Source organism: Endozoicomonas sp. G2_1 (genome assembly GCF_017744155.1).
Lineage (GTDB): Bacteria > Pseudomonadota > Gammaproteobacteria > Enterobacterales > Alteromonadaceae > JAGHQT01.
In genome coordinates this window covers 1-16,869 of sequence record NZ_JAGHQT010000001.1, presented here as the reverse complement: position 1 = coordinate 16,869, position 16,869 = coordinate 1, and the positions used below count along the sequence as shown (strand labels likewise).

At 44.3% G+C, this 16,869-nt stretch carries 19 protein-coding genes; 9 read left to right on the top strand and 10 right to left on the bottom strand.

The window, feature by feature from the left end; all coding sequences use genetic code 11:
• Positions 1-195: 195 nt before the first annotated feature.
• From J7384_RS00095 to J7384_RS00085, 3 genes are all read left to right on the top strand, one after another.
• Complete coding sequence (locus J7384_RS00095; protein ID WP_209109939.1) at positions 196-621, top strand: MAPEG family protein; 426 nt, start codon at positions 196-198, stop codon at positions 619-621.
• 250 nt (positions 622-871) lie between these two features.
• Complete coding sequence (adk, locus tag J7384_RS00090; RefSeq protein WP_209109937.1) at positions 872-1,516, top strand: adenylate kinase; 645 nt, start codon at positions 872-874, stop codon at positions 1,514-1,516.
• Between the two features lie 248 nt (positions 1,517-1,764).
• Positions 1,765-2,184, top strand: a complete 420-nt coding sequence (locus J7384_RS00085; protein ID WP_209109935.1) for an MAPEG family protein — start codon at positions 1,765-1,767, stop codon at positions 2,182-2,184.
• Between the two features lie 86 nt (positions 2,185-2,270).
• Here J7384_RS00085 and J7384_RS00080 read toward each other — a convergent pair whose 3' ends face one another.
• The 10 genes from J7384_RS00080 to hisG form a co-directional block, all read right to left on the bottom strand.
• Positions 2,271-2,732 carry a GNAT family N-acetyltransferase gene (locus tag J7384_RS00080; protein ID WP_209109933.1) on the bottom strand — a complete coding sequence of 154 codons (462 nt, stop codon included), beginning with the start codon at positions 2,730-2,732 and terminating at the stop codon, positions 2,271-2,273.
• A gap of 81 nt (positions 2,733-2,813) precedes the next feature.
• A complete protein-coding gene (locus tag J7384_RS00075) occupies positions 2,814-3,113 on the bottom strand; it encodes a DUF6559 family protein (protein WP_209109931.1) in 300 nt (99 codons plus the stop codon).
• Between the two features lie 143 nt (positions 3,114-3,256).
• Positions 3,257-3,877 carry a bifunctional phosphoribosyl-AMP cyclohydrolase/phosphoribosyl-ATP diphosphatase HisIE gene (gene hisIE, locus J7384_RS00070; RefSeq protein ID WP_209109929.1) on the bottom strand — a complete coding sequence of 207 codons (621 nt, stop codon included), beginning with the start codon at positions 3,875-3,877 and terminating at the stop codon, positions 3,257-3,259.
• A complete protein-coding gene (gene hisF, locus J7384_RS00065; RefSeq protein ID WP_209109927.1) occupies positions 3,871-4,659 on the bottom strand; it encodes an imidazole glycerol phosphate synthase subunit HisF in 789 nt (262 codons plus the stop codon). Before hisF ends, hisIE begins: the two co-directional genes overlap by 7 nt.
• The gene (gene hisA, locus J7384_RS00060; RefSeq protein WP_209109925.1) at positions 4,641-5,378 is read right to left on the bottom strand and encodes a 1-(5-phosphoribosyl)-5-[(5-phosphoribosylamino)methylideneamino]imidazole-4-carboxamide isomerase; all 738 of its coding nucleotides are present in this window, start codon (positions 5,376-5,378) and stop codon (positions 4,641-4,643) included. Before hisA ends, hisF begins: the two co-directional genes overlap by 19 nt.
• A 20-nt stretch (positions 5,379-5,398) precedes the next feature.
• Entirely contained in the window at positions 5,399-6,028 is a 630-nt protein-coding gene (gene hisH / locus J7384_RS00055; protein WP_209109923.1) for an imidazole glycerol phosphate synthase subunit HisH, read from the bottom strand.
• Positions 6,029-7,108, bottom strand: a complete 1,080-nt coding sequence (gene hisB / locus J7384_RS00050) for a bifunctional histidinol-phosphatase/imidazoleglycerol-phosphate dehydratase HisB (RefSeq protein WP_209109921.1) — start codon at positions 7,106-7,108, stop codon at positions 6,029-6,031.
• Positions 7,109-7,154: 46 nt separating this feature from the next.
• Positions 7,155-8,303 carry a histidinol-phosphate transaminase gene (hisC, locus tag J7384_RS00045; RefSeq protein WP_209109919.1) on the bottom strand — a complete coding sequence of 383 codons (1,149 nt, stop codon included), beginning with the start codon at positions 8,301-8,303 and terminating at the stop codon, positions 7,155-7,157.
• Positions 8,296-9,624 (bottom strand): histidinol dehydrogenase, encoded by a 1,329-nt coding sequence (hisD, locus tag J7384_RS00040; protein ID WP_209109917.1) that lies wholly within the window; start codon positions 9,622-9,624, stop codon positions 8,296-8,298. The genes hisC and hisD overlap by 8 nt, the downstream gene beginning before the upstream one ends.
• 54 nt (positions 9,625-9,678) lie before the next feature.
• Complete coding sequence (gene hisG, locus J7384_RS00035) at positions 9,679-10,578, bottom strand: ATP phosphoribosyltransferase (RefSeq protein ID WP_209109915.1); 900 nt, start codon at positions 10,576-10,578, stop codon at positions 9,679-9,681.
• A 524-nt stretch (positions 10,579-11,102) separates the two neighbouring features.
• On the opposite strand from hisG, the gene J7384_RS00030 reads away from it, so the two are divergent.
• The 6 genes from J7384_RS00030 (at position 11,103) to J7384_RS00005 (ending at position 16,681) form a co-directional block, all read left to right on the top strand.
• Positions 11,103-11,348, top strand: coding sequence for a hypothetical protein (locus J7384_RS00030; protein ID WP_209109913.1), 246 nt, complete (start codon positions 11,103-11,105; stop codon positions 11,346-11,348).
• Between the two features lie 117 nt (positions 11,349-11,465).
• Positions 11,466-13,460 carry an ATP-dependent DNA helicase gene (locus tag J7384_RS00025; protein ID WP_209109911.1) on the top strand — a complete coding sequence of 665 codons (1,995 nt, stop codon included), beginning with the start codon at positions 11,466-11,468 and terminating at the stop codon, positions 13,458-13,460.
• Between the two features lie 85 nt (positions 13,461-13,545).
• Positions 13,546-14,238: a tRNA (adenosine(37)-N6)-threonylcarbamoyltransferase complex dimerization subunit type 1 TsaB gene (gene tsaB, locus J7384_RS00020; RefSeq protein ID WP_209109909.1), complete on the top strand. Its 693-nt coding sequence runs from the start codon at positions 13,546-13,548 to the stop codon at positions 14,236-14,238.
• A gap of 87 nt (positions 14,239-14,325) precedes the next feature.
• On the top strand, positions 14,326-15,444 hold the full coding sequence (locus tag J7384_RS00015) for a hypothetical protein (RefSeq protein WP_209109903.1): 1,119 nt from the start codon (positions 14,326-14,328) through the stop codon (positions 15,442-15,444).
• Entirely contained in the window at positions 15,444-16,097 is a 654-nt protein-coding gene (locus J7384_RS00010; RefSeq protein WP_209109901.1) for a M50 family metallopeptidase, read from the top strand. Before J7384_RS00015 ends, J7384_RS00010 begins: the two co-directional genes overlap by 1 nt.
• A complete protein-coding gene (locus J7384_RS00005; protein WP_209109899.1) occupies positions 16,094-16,681 on the top strand; it encodes a Slp family lipoprotein in 588 nt (195 codons plus the stop codon). Before J7384_RS00010 ends, J7384_RS00005 begins: the two co-directional genes overlap by 4 nt.
• Positions 16,682-16,869: the final 188 nt, after the last annotated feature.

Here is a 16,869-nt window from a genome sequence, read left to right as displayed (position 1 = left end):
ATATGGCGCTGTTTTCATCGGCGCCATTTTATTTTTTACGTTTAATTCAACGTTGAAATATTCATTATCTTTAGCAATTATTTTATCAGTTTGTTGGTAGACGATAGGGTTATTTGATTGACGCTAGAATAGTTTTGTAATCAACTAGGTCTGTGTAAGCGAATTTATAATTAATAACTAAAAAAGAGAATAAACATGAATATTGATACGCAAATTGTTGCCCCAGTCATTGTTTTAGTCGCTTGGTCTATGGTGATGTGGTTGTGGATGTACGCGACTCGGATTCCGGCGATTCAAGCCTCGAAGATGAAGCTTGACCCTGAAATTCCTGTCGGGCAACAAATGTCGACATTACCGGCATCGGTGCGCTGGAAAGCCGATAATTACATGCATTTAATGGAACAACCGACAGTGTTTTACGCCTTAGCATTGGCATTGGCAATGCTTGGTGAGGGCACGGGTATTAATCTTTATTTAGCGTGGGCTTATGTCGTTTTGCGTATCGTTCACAGCTTATTTCAATCTTTGGTTAACAAAATCGAATTGCGTTTTGTGATTTTTGTTTTGTCGAATATTCCATTGTTTTGGTTAACCGTAAACGGCTTAATGGCTGTTTTGTAATCACAAGACTTTTGTTGCTAATGCGGTAATATTTCACCATGAGTTATGGTTAATATTTGTTAGATCAATTTGTTAATTCATTCGACAGAGCAGACAATGGTTTTCTGCATTAGACATTAGTCGAAAAAAGCAGCGTAAATGCTGCTTTTTTTTATATTACAGCAGGATGACACTTGTTTGCGTACAAGTGAGATTGTATAGTGTCATCAATTTAATTTTGTTCAAAAATATTACACAAGGCGACAGCTCTATGCGCATTATTTTGTTAGGTGCACCGGGTGCAGGAAAGGGTACACAAGCACAATTTTTAATGGCTAAATTTGGTATCCCACAAATTTCTACCGGTGATATGTTACGTGCTGCAATTAAAGCAGGCACTGAGCTTGGTAAAAAAGCGAAGGAAGTAATGGACGCTGGTCAACTAGTGTCTGACGAGCTTATTATTGGTTTAGTAAAAGAGCGTATCGCGCAAGACGACTGTAAAGGTGGTTTCTTACTAGACGGCTTCCCACGTACAATTCCACAAGCAGACGCAATGAAGCAAAACGATATAGCCATCGATAGCGTCATTGAATTTGACGTACCAGACGAAGTTATTGTTGAGCGTATGGCTGGTCGTCGCGTTCATTCAGGTTCTGGCCGTGTTTATCACGTTGTTTACAATCCACCAAAAGTAGAAGGTAAAGATGACGAGACCGGCGAAGATTTATCTATCCGCCCTGATGATGAAGAAGCAACAGTACGCAAGCGTTTAGGCGTTTACCACGAGCAAACTAAGCCACTTGTTGACTACTACCAAAACGAAGCGGGCGAAGGTAACTGTCAGTACATTACTATCGACGGTACTCAACCTGTTGAACAAGTGAGCAACTTACTTGCTGAAAAGCTTGCTTAATTGATTCACTGATAATCAGTTCTTTATAAAAACCAGTAGCTTGCTACTGGTTTTTTTATACATGGAAGTATTTATCCAGCGGTGCCATGGATGGCAAAGAGCGGATTTTTATATGGACATACTTATCCAGCGGTGCCAAGGAGGGAAGTTTATGAGCTCGTGTGGGCTAATGGATGACAGTAAGATCAATATCCGTTATCGTAGTAATTGTTTAATCAATACTAACCCTATAAAAAATAAGGATTAAAATGTTATCCCTACCAATTACAGCACTGTATGGCAGTTTGTTAGCGATTATCTTAGTCGTATTAACCGTTTATGTTATTCGTCAACGATTAACCTTAAAAGTCGGTCTAGGAGATGGTGGGCAACCAGCGTTAATGCAAGCGACTCGTGCGCACGGCAACTTTGTTGAGTTTACCCCGTTCATGTTGGCGTTATTGGCTATTTTTGAACTTAATGGCGGTTCGGCGCTTTGGCTTTATCCACTAGGAGCAATCATTGTCTTAGGCCGTATTTTTCATGCAATTGCGATTATTCAGTCAACTAAGCCGTCGCTTTATCGCATGCTTGGTATGAATGGTACCTTCATTCCAATTATTACCTTGGCAGTGTTAAATTTGTTAGGATTTTTAAAGATCAACTTGTTGGGTAGTTATACCTGGTAAGAAACTTGAGGTTAAAGCCTGTGATGCACAGGTGCGAATTTCAGGCTTTAACTCGTTTCATTCTTCGTCGAGATACTTTATTTCACTCAGGTCGCTTTGATCATGGCGATATGCTCAATACCATCCTCTAAGTACATTTCAGAAACAGTTTTGAAGCCGTGACTTTGATAAAACGCTTCCAAATACAGTTGAGCAGATATCTTAATACGCTCGTTGGCAAAATACTGTTGGCAAATCGACAAGCCACGAGTCATCAACTGATGACCTAAACCACTACCACGAGCTGTTTCAGCAATGGCAACTCGGCCTATACTGATGTATTCAACATAACTTGTCGCTTTCGGTAGCACGCGCAGATAGCCGACCAAACTGTTGTTTTGATAGGCCAATAGGTGCCTGGTTTCTGGGTGTCGATCTAACTCGTCTAGCTCAGGGTAATAACAGGTTTGTTCGACGACAAACACGTCAACGCGAAGTTTGAGTAAATCGTAAAGCTCGTCAGTTGACAGTTCAGAAAAAGTTTTTACCGACCAATTAATTGCGCTCATAGCACTCGTATAAACAAGAAAATATATTCGTTATTGTTTCACGACATTCACTGTGCGGCAAGCAGCGCCATTACCATTAGGCTAGCTTTCGGCAAGAATTTCTAAATAACCTTGGTAGCGCTTTTCATCGAGGTAGTTAACCATTTCATTTTTGTACGTAATAATACAAAGCTCTGGGAACTCGACTGATAGCACACGGGTTAATTCATCTTTGGCGAGGAACAAAAGATAACCAAGTGGTAAGAAGTCTGGGTTGAAACCTTTTTGATAAATAGTTGAACGAATTTGACTAGCGCTATAGTGCTGTTGAACGCCATAGCGGGCGATAAGAGTAGGTAGCAGTTTACTGCCATATTTTTTGATTGCTAAATATTTAAGCACAATGTCATTCCTTTTAACCAATTGATTAAACATTTAAGGCAGGGATTATACGCAAGCATAATTGGTTTTCAAGCACAAAAAATAGCCACTTTTACCCATTAGATAAAAGTGGCTTTTAAAAAGTATTTAAGTGTTTGATGAGATTACTTTTTGTGGCGGCTCTCGAGAACAGCCATTACTTCAGAAAGTTTGACCTCTTTGTCTTGCAGTAATACTAAAGTGTGATAAAACAAATCGGCACACTCACCAAGTAGGTCAGCTTTAGTTTCTGCTACGGCTGCTAAAGCAACTTCAACGCCTTCTTCACCGACTTTTTGCGCAACTTTTGTCGTACCTTTTGCCAGTAATCGAGCGGTATAGCTTTCTTCAACCGGATCGTTTTTACGTTGGTCAATATAGCGTTCTAGGTAGCTCAAAAAGTTTTGCTGGGTTAATTGTTGCTCGGGAAAACAGCTTTCAAAACCCAAGTGACAAGCGGGGCCAATAGGGTTAGCGGCAATCAAAATACTGTCGTAGTCACAGTCGGTCAGTACTTGTTGCACCAACAAAAAGTTACCACTGGTTTCGCCTTTTTGCCAAAGACGTTGCTTTGAGCGGCTAAAAAACGTTGCTTTGCCGCTTTCAAGCGTCGCTGTCAGCGCTTCTTGGTTCATATAGCCCTGCATTAGCACGGCACCGGTAGCATGATCTTGAACAATCGCCGGAATTAAATTGTCCATCTTTTGCCAAGCTAGGCTGTCTACATTATCTAAGGTTACTAACATGGTCTAATCTCAATATTTTGATCGCGCAGGCTTTGTTTCAGTTGGTCCATGGCGATAACACCTTTGTGAAATACACTGGCGGCAAGCGCGCCGTCAACATCGGCTTGTTTGAATACTTCGGTAAAGTGCTCAATGACACCGGCGCCGCCTGAGGCAATTAACGGAACTTGGCAAACGGCGCGCGCTTGGCTTAGTTGAGCCAAATCGTAGCCTTGTCTAACACCGTCTTGGTTCATGCAGTTAAGCACTATTTCACCAGCGCCTAAGCTTTGCACTTTTTCAATCCAGTCAAAGGTGGTCCAAGTGGTTTTTTGGGTACGCGTTTCATCGCCAGTAAATTGATACACTTGATACTCACCAGCACCGCCGTTGGCTTCGCTATTAAAGTAGCTGTCGATACCAACGACCACACACTGTTGACCAAAATGGTCGGCAAGCCGTGCAATCAGTTCTGGATCTTGCAGGGCCGGCGAGTTGATACTAATTTTATCGGCACCCATCATCAGTATTTGTCTGGCGTCGGCTTCGGTTTTTATACCACCAGCGACACAAAACGGAATGTCGATAACTTCAGCAATGCGGCTAACCCAGCTTTTATCGACAACACGGCCATCAGAGCTGGCGGTAATATCGTAAAACACTAACTCGTCGGCACCTGCTTGCGCGTATTTTTCGGCAAGTGGGACAATGTCACCAATAATCTCGTGATTGCGAAACTTGACCCCTTTAACGACTTTGCCGTCGCGAACATCAAGGCAAGGAATTATCCGTTTGGCCAACATGCAATTGCCTCCTCTAGGGTAAATTTACCTTCAAGTAACGAGCGACCTAAAATAACGCCGCTAACACCGGTTGGAATAAGTGCTTTAATGTCATCAAGGCAGCCAATACCGCCAGATGCTTGCCATTGAATTTGCGGGTAATTGGCGCAAAGTTCACTGTACATTTGAACATTGCTGCCCGATAGCGTACCGTCTTTGCTGATGTCAGTGCACAAGACGTGAATTAAACCAGCGGCGATGTAATCGTCGAGTAAGCTTTCGAGGTTTACGCCACTGTCCTCAATCCAACCGTGAGTTGGTAAGGTTTTATTGCCGTCTTGATCTATTTTTACATCAAGGGCTAAGACAATTTTTTCACCGCCGAACTCAATCAGCCATTGTCTGACTAATTCAGGGTGCTTGATTGCTAGACTGCCAATAACAACGCGATCAGCGCCGAGCTCAAGCAGTTGCTCAACGTCTTTTTTGTTGCGAACACCGCCGCCGACTTGAATTGTCATGGTCGGGTGTTTCACCAAAGTAGAAAGTAAATCTAATTGGCGCTCGTTGCTGTTTTTGGCACCGTCTAAGTCAACAAAGTGCATAACGGTTGCACCGGCGTTGGCATAGAGGTCTTGGCGCTGCTTAGCGCTGTCTTGATAATTGGTTTTTTGTTGGTAGTCGCCTTGGTACAAGCGCACGACTTTACCGTCAATTAAATCTATCGCAGGGATCATCATAAGCGATTTAGCTCCGCCCGTTATAATTCGAGAAAGTTCTTAATAATTTTGCTACCAGCACTGCCTGAGCGTTCAGGGTGGAACTGACAACCAATAAAGTTGTTATGAGCAATAGCCGCTGAAAAGTCGCTGCCGTATTGGCAACTGGCAACCGTGTACTCGCTAACTGGTGCGGCAAAGCTGTGGACAAAGTAAAAATACTCACCGGGCTCGATACCAGCAAATACCGGATGGTCAGTGACTGTCGTCAACGTGTTCCAACCCATATGCGGCAAGCGCAAGCCGTCGGCTTCGAGCGGTAGCACCTCGGTCGGGATGACATTAAGACAGTTGATAATTTCGTTTTGATCAGACAATGAGCTCTCGCTCGATGACTGCGCCATCAATTGCATACCCAAACAAAACCCCAGCACCGGTTGTTCAAGCTGTTGCAAGGTTACTACTAAGTCTTTTTTCACGATATTTGCCATCGCGTGTTTGGCATTGCCAACGCCTGGTAAAATGACTTTGTCAGCACCTTTGATGGTCTCTAAGTCGTCAGTAATCAGCGCTTTAAAGCCCAAGCGCTCAACGGCAAACTTTACTGAAGATAAGTTGGCGCAACCCGTGTCGACAATGACATTGCTGTTTTGGCTAACCGTATTGGCCATTTACAGGGCTCCTTTTGAGCTGGGAAGTTCGTTACCTTGCACCGCAATCGCTTGGCGCAAAGCACGGCCAAACACTTTAAACAAGCTTTCTACTTGGTGATGACAGTTGCCTTCAGATGTTGATAAGTGCAGGGTAATTGCCATGCTATCAGCCAATGAGCGGAAAAAGTGCCCAACCATTTGCGTTGACATAGTGCCGACGCGATTATCGGTAAACTCAGCGTCAAACTTTAACCACGGACGCCCCGACAAATCTAAATTGCACTCGGCGCGACATTCGTCCATGGGTAAGACAAAACCAAAGCGGCCAATACCGCGTTTGTCACCCAAGGCTTGCTTCAATGCTTGGCCTAATGCGAGCGCGGTATCTTCAACGCTGTGGTGTTCGTCAATGTGATAGTCGCCTGTAACGCTGCACTGCAAGCTAAAACCGCCGTGGGTGGCGATTTGATCGAGCATGTGGTCGAAAAAGCCAAGGCCGGTATCAATTTTAGTGCCTTTACTTGAGTCTAAATTGACCTTAACCGTGATGTCTGTTTCTTTCGTAGTACGAGTTACGCTTGCCGTGCGCGGGTTTTGCACTAACAGTTGATCGGCAATTGCCAACCAATTGTTGTTGTCGCGGTCGTACTTGATACCTGTGATACCCATATTGTCGGCAAGTTGAATATCGGTATCGCGATCGCCAATGACAAATGAATTGGCAAAGTTAACTTTACCTTGTTTGAGATAATCGCTGACCAAGCCGAGTTTCGGTTTGCGGCAACTGCAGTTTTCGTGATCAAAGTGAGGACAAAGTAAGACATCGTCAAAAATCACCCCTTGTGAACTGAACATGTCCATCATTTTATTGTGGGGCAAATCAAAGTCTGCTTGCGGGTAGCTGTCGGTGCCTAAACCGTCTTGGTTACTGACCATGACCAAGCGATAACCTTTCGCTTGCAGTTGCAGTAATACCGGAATAACTTGCGGTTCAAACACCAGTTTTTCCAAACTGTCGACTTGTTTATCTGTGATCGGCTCTTCGATTAAGGTGCCGTCTCGGTCGATAAATAGAATATTTTGCGATTGGGTTGTCATCAAACTTCTCTTAACGTCTATTTGTGCTGTTTTTTCTTGAATTAGATTAGCGGTTAACAACTAACTGCTGACTAATAATTTGTTTTACTAAGTTTAGCTCGCGCTCACTGCCAATACTAATGCGCAGACAATTGTCTAATTGCAGTTGCTTTGATTGGTCGCGAATTAAAATGCCTTGGCTGAGCAATAGCTTGAAAATATCGTCTTTGTAGTCGGTGCGAAACAAAACAAAGTTGGCATCACTTGGGTAGACCTTTTGACACCATGTTTGGCTCTCCAGCCAAGCACTCAGCGAAGTCTTGAGCTGGTTACTTTCTTGAGCGCGTATTTGCGTTTGCAAAAGTTGCTCTGGTGCTAAGGCATTAATGGCAATTTCAGCCACCGGTGCTGGCACTGGATATGGGGCAATAACTTTGCTCAGCAGCTCAATAATATTGCTGTTGGCTAGGGTAAAGCCGCAGCGCAAGCCCGCCAAAGCAAATGCTTTTGACAGTGTTCGCAGTACCACTAAGTTATCGTATTGGTCGATTTTGTCGGCAAAACTGTGCTCTGGTGCAAACTCGATATAGGCTTCGTCAACGACGACGATTGCACTACCTTTGAAGGCAGTGATCACAGTTTCAATGTCGCTTGCGCTCAATAAATTGCCGGTCGGATTACCCGGTGAGCATAAAAATACCACCTTAACTTTGCCAACCTGCTGGCAAATAGCATCAACATCGAGCTGCATTTCACCCTGGTCGCTGTTAATCAGCGGCACTTTAATAACATCTGCGCCGTGGTTTTCTGCGCTAATGGCGTACATGCCGTAAGTTGGCGGGCAGATTAATATGCTGTCTTGGTAGGCTTGACAAAAAGTGCGAATAACCAGCTCAATACCTTCGTCAGCACCTCGGGTACAAAGTACCTGATCCGTGTTGAGGTTGGCGTAATCGGCGTAACCTTGAATCAAATCGTCAGGCTGAAAATCAGGGTAGCGATTAATACATTGACCACTGAGCTGATAAAGCCCGGGCCCTGAACTTTCATTGGCATTTAGCCAAATTTTGCTACTCGCTCCAGTATTACTTTTACTGGAGAATAAGCGGCGTGCCGACTGATATGGCACCATATCTAAAAGTTCAGTGCGGGCGATTAGTTCGGCACTGCTCGCTGGTTGAGATTTGTTATTTTCAGGCACGTTACTATTAGACATTAGTATTTTCCTCTAAGCGAATAGTCACCGCGCGTTGGTGAGCGTCTAAACCCTCAGCGTCAGTTAACTCGATTAAGCACTGCGATAAGTTATGTAAGCCTTGACGACTGATTTCTTGCACCGTGTAACGTCGAGAAAAATCAGCCAACGACAAGCTGCTAACCACTTTCGAATAACCATAAGTAGGCAATACGTGATTTGTTCCACTCGCATAGTCACCGGCAGATTCAGGTGTGTATTTGCCAACAAAAATAGAACCAGCATTGCGTAGCTGGCCGAGTAAGTCGCTGGCGTTATCGGTTTGGACAATTAAGTGCTCAGGGCCGTACTCATTTGATACTGCAACGGATTGCGCAATTGAATCAGTAAGAATAAGTCGACTTTTGCTGAGCGCTTGTTCAGCGATTTCTGAACGGGACAGTGCTTTTAATTGCTCGCTGAGCTGCACAGTAACTTGCTCTAGCAGTGTGCGATCGTCGGCGACAACGACAACTTGGCTATCTGGGCCGTGTTCTGCTTGTGATAATAAATCGGCAGCAACAAAGGCGGGATTTGCGCTTTTGTCGGCAATCACTAAGACTTCTGATGGACCTGCTGGCATATCAATGGCAAAGCCTGGAATTTGTTGTGACAGTTGCTTTTTCGCTTCAGTTACAAAGCGATTGCCCGGGCCAAAGACCTTATTGACTGGTGCAATGGTTTCGGTGCCATAGGCAAGCGCTGCTATCGCTTGTGCGCCGCCAATAGTGTATATCTCATCTATCTGACAAAGCTTCGCTGCGGCCAATACTTCGTTGGCGAGTTTGCCATTTTTATCTGGCGGACATACTAACACCCGGCGGCGACAACCGGCGAGTTGCGACGGTACGCCAAGCATTAATACCGTTGATGGCAACGGGGCACTGCCGGCGGGAATATACAAGCCAACACTGTCAATGGCTTCTGTTTTTAAGGTACAAACAACGCCCGGGCTGGTTTCAATTGAAACGTCTTGAGGTTGTTGGGCGCTGTGAAAGCGCTTAATGTTTTGATAGGCAAACTCGATGGCAGCTAAGCGCTGTGGCGATAGTGCGGCAACAGCTTGGTCAACGGTTTCAGAGTCTACCTTTAAGGTCTTGAGTTTAATGCCGTCGAATCTTTCTGTTAGCGACTTGAGCGCTTGATCGCCACCGCTTTTAACTTGCTCAACCAAGTTGGAGACTTGTTCCGTCAGCACTTGGTTATCAGCAATAGCTGGTCGCGCGAGTGCTTGCGCTTGCTCGCCTTGGCTAAGTGCTGACCACTCAATTATTGGATTAATGTTCGCGTTTGTTTTTGTCATTGTCTTTGTCACTTTTCGGCTCAAGTTAGCTCGGTCTAGCTTAAGTTGCCCAGTTTAGCCCATCATTTTTTCAATTGGCATGACCAAAATTGAATTACACCCCAGTGCTTTTAGCTGCTCCATGGTTTCCCAGAAGAAGGTTTCAGTGGCGACAACGTGAACCGCAACCATGTCTTCTCGACCGGCTAATGGCAATACAGTCGGCGTTTCTTTACCCGGCATCAAACTGCTCACTTGTGCGACCTTATCTTTTGGCGCGTGCAACATGATGTATTTACTTTCTTTTGCTTTCATCACCCCGTAAATACGCGGTAATAAAGTGTCGAGAATGGCTTGTTTTTCTGACGACAATGACTCAGCACGTTGAATAAGCGAAGCTTTTGAGCGAAATACTTCCGCCACTTCCTTTAAACCGTTGGCTTCAAGGGTTGCGCCCGTTGATACTAAGTCACAAATACCGTCGGCTAAGCCAACGCGAGGTGCCACTTCAACTGAGCCTTTGAGTAAGCAGAAGTCAACTTCGATGCCGTTTTCTTGAGCAAAGCGTTTTAACAAATTGGGGTAGGTGGTGGCAAAGCGCAAACCATTTAAGCTTTGTAAACCTTTGTATTCGAACTCTTCTGGCATCGCCAGTGAAAATCGACAGCCACCAAAGTTGAGGGTTGTTGTGCGCACGTAAGCATTGGGTGTACCCATGGCTGCACGTGCCAATTCTTCTTCTTCTAAGGTGTTATCGCCAACAATACCTAAATCACAAATGCCGTCCATTACCAAGCCGGGAATATCACTGGCTCTAACGCGCATAATATCGATAGGCATATTGGCGACATGAGCGAGCAGGCGACGGTCGGCAACATTTAATTTAAGGCCGCAACGTTTTAGTAGCGCTTGGGTGTCTTCACTTAAACGTCCAGATTTTTGCATTGCAATACGTAAGCGAGGTTCTGTATTCATGGCTGTTGTCCTATCAATAAATTCAATCTAATTGAAATTAAAACTAAAATTTAAAACTAAAAACCCCCGAGAGAGTTGACTCTTTCGGGGGTTTGGAAACATGCATGAGTATTTCGCTTACCGCTGAAAGAGTACGACCTCTCAGCGAATAAACCTGAGCGGTCAATCGGTATGATGATGGTGATGAAGGTTGCTCAAGTTAATAATCATGGTGTTTTCTATCTCTATTCGTTGCCAGTAAATCTTTTTATTTTTTGATTTACTTTGTTTATTCAGTGTTGAGGATAAAATTATTGATGAGTTACCGCCCTGAGTCGCTGTCATCTATACTAAATGTTAGCTCAACAATTCAATGAGTGTTACCTTACTGAGTATTGTTATACTCGGCAAGGGCAAAATTAGCTTTTCTTATGCCTATTTGGGCTAAGGTAGTCAATATTTTGCATATGCATGTCAAGTTTTCGCATAAAAAGCCGATAAACTATACATCTTTATTTTTTAGCGCATTGAAACAGGAGATAAGTATGGACATTTTTACGACACAGCTTACTCGTGTTGTGCCCAATAAATTGCAGCCGAGCAAATTGAAAGTGCGGGCATTGAGTAAAAATGAGCAAATAAACCCCTTGCTTGACGATGAGCCAACACAAACACCAGCACCGCAAGGAAAAACGCCAGCAACCGACGCTGAGCAGGTGACAGAGCCCAGTACTACCGCTGTTGATATTGACGATGATGAGCCACCGCACCAACTGGACCTTTATGTTTAATTGCAACTAAATAAGCACCTTGATGTGGCTTAGGTATATTAGTTATTTCGCTTTGAAGTGGCAGCGCTATCAAAGTATGATATTGCCACTTTTCCCCGTGTAGTATCGCTATATTTAATGAATTCCGTTGAACGAGCCTTTGCTGAAAATGGCTTATTAGCCAAAGTCATCGAAGGTTACGCCCCGCGCCAACCCCAAATTGATATGGCATTAGAAGTGGCTGATGCTATTGAGCACCAAGCCAGTTTGATTGCTGAGGCGGGTACCGGAACCGGTAAAACTTTCGCCTATTTAATTCCTGCCTTACTTTCCCAGAAGAAAGTGATTGTTTCGACCGGGACTAAAAACTTACAAGACCAACTTTTTCACAAAGACTTACCCCTGATTCGAAAAGCGATTCAAAGTGCTGCCAGCAAACACTCACAGGTAGCGTTACTCAAAGGTCGCGCTAACTATTTGTGTTTATACCGCTTGCAAGATTATCAACACAGTCGCGGCCAGCTCGATGCTCAAATGCTGCAAGATTTGGTTAAGATACGCACTTGGGCCAATAGCACACAATCTGGCGATACTGCCGAGTTAGTCGATGTTGCCGAAGATTCTGCGATTTTCCCGTTAGTCACCAGTACCGTTGATAATTGTTTGGCGAAAGATTGTCCTAATATCGACGATTGTTATTTGGTTAAGGCTCGTGAACGCGCCATTGATGCTGATTTAGTGGTGGTTAATCATCATTTGTTTTTCGCCGATATGGCATTGAAAGACACTGGCTTTGGCGAATTGATCCCAAAAGCTGAAGTGGTCATCTTTGACGAAGCACACCAAATTCCAGACATCGCCAGTGAGTATTTTGGCGAAGCTTTTTCAACTCGTCAGCTAACCGAGCTTTGCTCTGATGTTGAGCAAGTCTATCGCACCAGTTTGACTGATATGAAACAGCTCGGCAAAGCGGCGGAAAAGCTCAATAAGAGTTGTGCTGAATTTAGGTTGTTATTTCCGCTCGACAATGAACGTGGCAATTGGCGACAAAAGTTACAAGTCAACCAATATCGCCAAGCTTACAGCCGTATTCAGCAAGATTTAGACTTTCTCTATCAAGTGATTAAATTGGCGATTTCCCGCCATGAGTTAATCGATAATTGTTTTGAACGAGCGGTGGCTTTGCTGGCAAAATGCGACCTGATGGCCAATGTCGATGTTTTTGATATTAGCTTTTGGTATGAAACGAGCCGTCGTCATGTTGTGCTCCATCAAACGCCGTTGAGTATTGCCGAGAAATTTAGCGAACACATGGTCAGTGCTAATGCTGCTTGGATTTTTACCTCTGCTACTTTAGCTGTCGATCAAGGTTTTGAGCATTTTGCCGCTCAGCTTGGCATTAATTTAAGTGGTTCTCAAAACAAAAAAGCGGCAAGGCAACTATTGTTAGCCAGCCCATTTGACTATCAACAACAATCGCAACTGTTATTGCCTCGTTATCTTCCCGATGCTAATCACCCCAGTCGCGCTCATGCACTTGCCGAGTTGGCTGTACCCTTAATTACCGCCAGTCAAGGCGCATGCTTCTTTCTGTTTACTAGTTATCGAATGATGAATATGGTGGCAGATATTCTGACGGAACACTTTGACAGTGAAACAGAACAAGGCGCTGATTTTAGTTTGTTGATCCAAGGTCAAATGGGCAAGCGCAAGCTACTCAATGAATTTATTAGCCGCGATAACGCCGTATTACTTGCTACCCAGAGTTTTTGGGAAGGGGTTGATGTTAGAGGTGATAAGTTAACTTGTGTTATCATTGATAAATTGCCGTTTGCCTCGCCAGACGACCCCTTACTACAAGCTCGCAGCGAAGATGTGAAACGGAAAAATGGCGACCCGTTTAGTCAGATTCAACTGCCGCAAGCCGTTATCACCTTGAAACAAGGTGTCGGACGTTTAATTCGAGATCAGCAAGACCAAGGAGTACTGGTGATTTGTGACGACAGGTTGGTGAACCGTCAATACGGTGCGACTTTTTTGAAGAGTTTGCCGGCGATGAAACGAACTCGTGAATTGAGCCATTGTGTCGATTTCTTAAACCAGTTATCTGAATTAACGCGAAGCCAAGGCTAAAAAGTAAGCAAACGCCAGAACTGACATAACCAGAATATATTATTTAAAGAAACCAAGCAGACGACTGTTCCGTATTTGAGATATTATGAATTACTTAGCTATTGATGCTTCAACTGAAGCGTGTTCCGTTGCCCTTGTCTACAACCAACAGACTTATCATCATTTTGAACACTGTCCGCAGTCTCACAGCTTATTGTTGTTACCTATGGTGGATAAGGTACTTCAGCAAGCAGGTTGCAAGTTAACGGATTTAGACGGATTGATTTTTGGCCGCGGACCGGGCAGCTTTACCGGTGTTCGCATTGGCATTGGTGTTGCCCAAGGGTTGGGTTTTGCCAGTGATTTACCCGTTGTTGGGGTGTCAACATTACAGGCCATGGCACAAACCGCGTATCAACAACATCAGCAGGCATCAGTTATCGCGGCGATTGATGCGCGCATGTCTGAAATATATACCTGTGCTTATCAAGTGGATGAACATGGCATTATGCAGCCTTTGTTGGCAGAAGCGGTAATGCCGCCTGAGCAAGCACAAGCACATTATCAAGATGTGATCGCTAAAGCCTACGCTGTTGGCACCGGTTGGGGCAGTTACAGTGAAGCCTTGTCTGGTCTGTCGGTACAAGAACAAGTAGATATCTTGTACCCAGACGCGCAAGCAATGCTGTTAATTGGTGCCAAAGAATTTGAACTTGGTAATGCCGTTAGTGCCGAACAAGCACAGCCGGTATATGTTCGCGATACCGTTTCTTGGAAAAAATTACCTGGCCGCGAATAGTTTTCTGGGGCGGTCAGGTCTCGATTAGATATAAATTATACCTTTGTGGCGTTTTATTTTTGAGCAAATTTTGCTACATTAAGCATTATGCAAATACCTAATTCGACAATTAACACAGCGCAGCTTGCCAATAATGCAAGTGCAAGTGTTCAAAGCGTTAACGGCACTAACCAAGTTGGTGCTGAGCAGTCGCGCGTTCGTCAATTAGAGCAAAATGAAACTCGCCGCCAAGGTATTCAACAAGAAAATCGTCAAACCCAACAAAATCAGCAGCAGCGTTTAGACATTGATCAAAATGCAATTGCTGCGGTTGAACAAGAGCGTCAGGCTCGCCAGCAACAAGCACAACGGGAACAAGCCGCTCAACAGCAAATCCGAGAGCAGCAAAGTGCTCAACAAAGCACTCAGCAACAAAACACTCAAAATGAGCGTTTACAACAAACGCAACAAAGCGCTGATCAAGAACAAATTCAGCAACAAGCTATCGAAGCTGAACGAGAAGATGTCACAGTCCAACAATCAGCGCGGGCGACAACTGAAGAGCAACAAGCGCAAACGGGTCAAGTACTAGGGCAACAAAATGCCAATGTTCAAGAACCGAGCATTCAGGAACAGGTTGTTCAACAACAAGGTGTTCAGGGGCAAGCCGCAACAGGCGTTGATAACCTATCAAATTTAGTTGAGCAAAACGACAACCGAGAACTAGATAGCAATCAACAAAGCCCGCAAACTCAGCCGGTTACGGCAAACCCAAGTCAGGTTGCGGAAAACCCAACTAGTGATAGCAGTGATAGCCGAGTTGAGACAAACGCTCAAGGGCAAACTGCATCAGGAAATGCTACTGAGTTTAATGGGCAAGCTCAGACTCTCGGACAACAAGCCGAGCTTGCTAGTCGTAACCAAAACAGCAATCAAGAGACACTTAGCGTTGAAACAGCTGCAGTTGCAGCCCAGAGTAATGTTGCCGTAGGTGCTGCTGCGCCAGCAAATGCTAATGATGTTACTAGTGGCGAGTTCATCGCGGCTGACAATCAAGTGGCTATCGCCAGTGCGAATGCTTCCGAGCAAGTCGTAGGAGCTAATCGCTTTGCAGTCGAGCGCGGTAATGAACGCAATCAAACCGCCATTGATTTATATCAAACGGTTGGTAATTTAGCTCAGCGAGAATCTGTTCAGCAGCTATTTGGTGTCAATCTCACCGCTTAATGAGTCAGATCAGTAATAAACTTCCTAAAAAGTCTTATTTTTGGCTACTTTTGCTAGCCGCAATTATTATTCATCAAATCCCCATTATCTCAGTACCATTCAAATGGCTTGAGAGTTATTTTCACGAAATTAGTCATGGCTTGGCGGCTATTGCGACGGGCGGCAGTATCGTTCGCATTGAACTTTTCGACAATGGCGCCGGCTTGTGCACTACCATTGGCGGAGTGCGTTTTGTGGTCGCGTTTATGGGCTATGCTGGCGCAACGCTATGGGGCGTGTTGTTATACGCCTTGGGCAGCAGTAGCAAAAAAATAGCGATGTTGGGCAATGGCTTAATATCGGTATTACTCGCATTGACTTTATTACTTTGGGTGCAAGACTTGCGAACTTTTATCATTATCGGTTCATTAGTTTTACTGTTTGTCATCAAGCTTAAATTTGGCCAACTATTGGCGTTGCCTACTATTTTTCGCTTAACAGGCTTGTTAGTATTACTCAATAGTATGTATAGCCCGCTATACTTATTAGATGGCCGCTCGCTTGGCGATGGCGCAACATTGGCGCAAATTACCTTGATTCCTGAATTGATCTGGGTCTTACTCTGGTCTGTATTAGCACTGGCGAGTCTTTATACAATAGGAAAGAAGTCATGAAACGTTTTATTTCTCTGTCACTGATCAGTTTGTTAGCAGCGTGTTCATCGGTACCTGATAAGCTTGCGGTTAACGATGGCCAACTATTGACTAATTTTGCCAATGAAGTTGCTAATCCGGGCAATAACCAAGGCGATTTAGCACGCTGGGGTGGTGTTATTGCCAAAGTTGAAAACAAAGCCGAGCACACTATTATTGAAGTCGTTAACTTCAAACTGACGTCCTCCGCACGGCCTAAAAAGTCTGATGAAACGCTAGGACGTTTTAGAATTCGCTATCAGGGCTTGCTTGACCCAGTTATTTATCAAGAAGGTAAAAGTATTACTGCGGTTGGTAAAATTGGGAGCGCTGAACAAGGTGTTATTGGCGAACACGAATATAACTTTCCAGTATTAGACGCTAGTGCCGTTCACCTTTGGAGAGAGATTAAACAAGTAGACCGTCAGATTATTTTTGACCCATTGTGGTATTCACCGGCGGGCTATTGGCGTTATCCATACCACGCAAGAACGCGTGGTGTTGGCGTCGTCTATCGCAAGAGTGGTAATGCAAATACTAGCGCCAATACAACGGGTAGCAAATAAGTTACTGTGCGTTGGTTTGATATAAAAGAATTTGAAAAAGGCCTCTATGAGGCCTTTTTTGTTTTCTTGACAGCTAAACCACCTACTTTAGTAGGTGGTCATTGTTAAAAAGGCTATGCCTGAAATATCTACTCATGTTACATCCCCGTTTGATTTTTAGCGAAGTCAAATAGGAGACTAACATGAGT

Coding starts and splice junctions, on each gene's coding strand:
- hisH (WP_209109923.1), bottom strand. CDS start 6,028: ATGGCCAATACGGTTAGCCAAAACAGCAATGTCATTGTCGACACGGGT.
- hisB (WP_209109921.1), bottom strand. CDS start 7,108: ATGACAACCCAATCGCAAAATATTCTATTTATCGACCGAGACGGCACC.
- hisF (WP_209109927.1), bottom strand. CDS start 4,659: ATGTTGGCCAAACGGATAATTCCTTGCCTTGATGTTCGCGACGGCAAA.
- J7384_RS00080 (WP_209109933.1), bottom strand. CDS start 2,732: ATGAGCGCAATTAATTGGTCGGTAAAAACTTTTTCTGAACTGTCAACT.
- adk (WP_209109937.1), top strand. CDS start 872: ATGCGCATTATTTTGTTAGGTGCACCGGGTGCAGGAAAGGGTACACAA.
- J7384_RS00015 (WP_209109903.1), top strand. CDS start 14,326: ATGCAAATACCTAATTCGACAATTAACACAGCGCAGCTTGCCAATAAT.
- tsaB (WP_209109909.1), top strand. CDS start 13,546: ATGAATTACTTAGCTATTGATGCTTCAACTGAAGCGTGTTCCGTTGCC.
- hisIE (WP_209109929.1), bottom strand. CDS start 3,877: ATGTTAGTAACCTTAGATAATGTAGACAGCCTAGCTTGGCAAAAGATG.
- J7384_RS00095 (WP_209109939.1), top strand. CDS start 196: ATGAATATTGATACGCAAATTGTTGCCCCAGTCATTGTTTTAGTCGCT.
- J7384_RS00085 (WP_209109935.1), top strand. CDS start 1,765: ATGTTATCCCTACCAATTACAGCACTGTATGGCAGTTTGTTAGCGATT.
- hisA (WP_209109925.1), bottom strand. CDS start 5,378: ATGATGATCCCTGCGATAGATTTAATTGACGGTAAAGTCGTGCGCTTG.
- J7384_RS00010 (WP_209109901.1), top strand. CDS start 15,444: ATGAGTCAGATCAGTAATAAACTTCCTAAAAAGTCTTATTTTTGGCTA.
- J7384_RS00025 (WP_209109911.1), top strand. CDS start 11,466: ATGAATTCCGTTGAACGAGCCTTTGCTGAAAATGGCTTATTAGCCAAA.
- hisG (WP_209109915.1), bottom strand. CDS start 10,578: ATGAATACAGAACCTCGCTTACGTATTGCAATGCAAAAATCTGGACGT.
- hisC (WP_209109919.1), bottom strand. CDS start 8,303: ATGTCTAATAGTAACGTGCCTGAAAATAACAAATCTCAACCAGCGAGC.
- hisD (WP_209109917.1), bottom strand. CDS start 9,624: ATGACAAAAACAAACGCGAACATTAATCCAATAATTGAGTGGTCAGCA.
- J7384_RS00005 (WP_209109899.1), top strand. CDS start 16,094: ATGAAACGTTTTATTTCTCTGTCACTGATCAGTTTGTTAGCAGCGTGT.
- J7384_RS00030 (WP_209109913.1), top strand. CDS start 11,103: ATGGACATTTTTACGACACAGCTTACTCGTGTTGTGCCCAATAAATTG.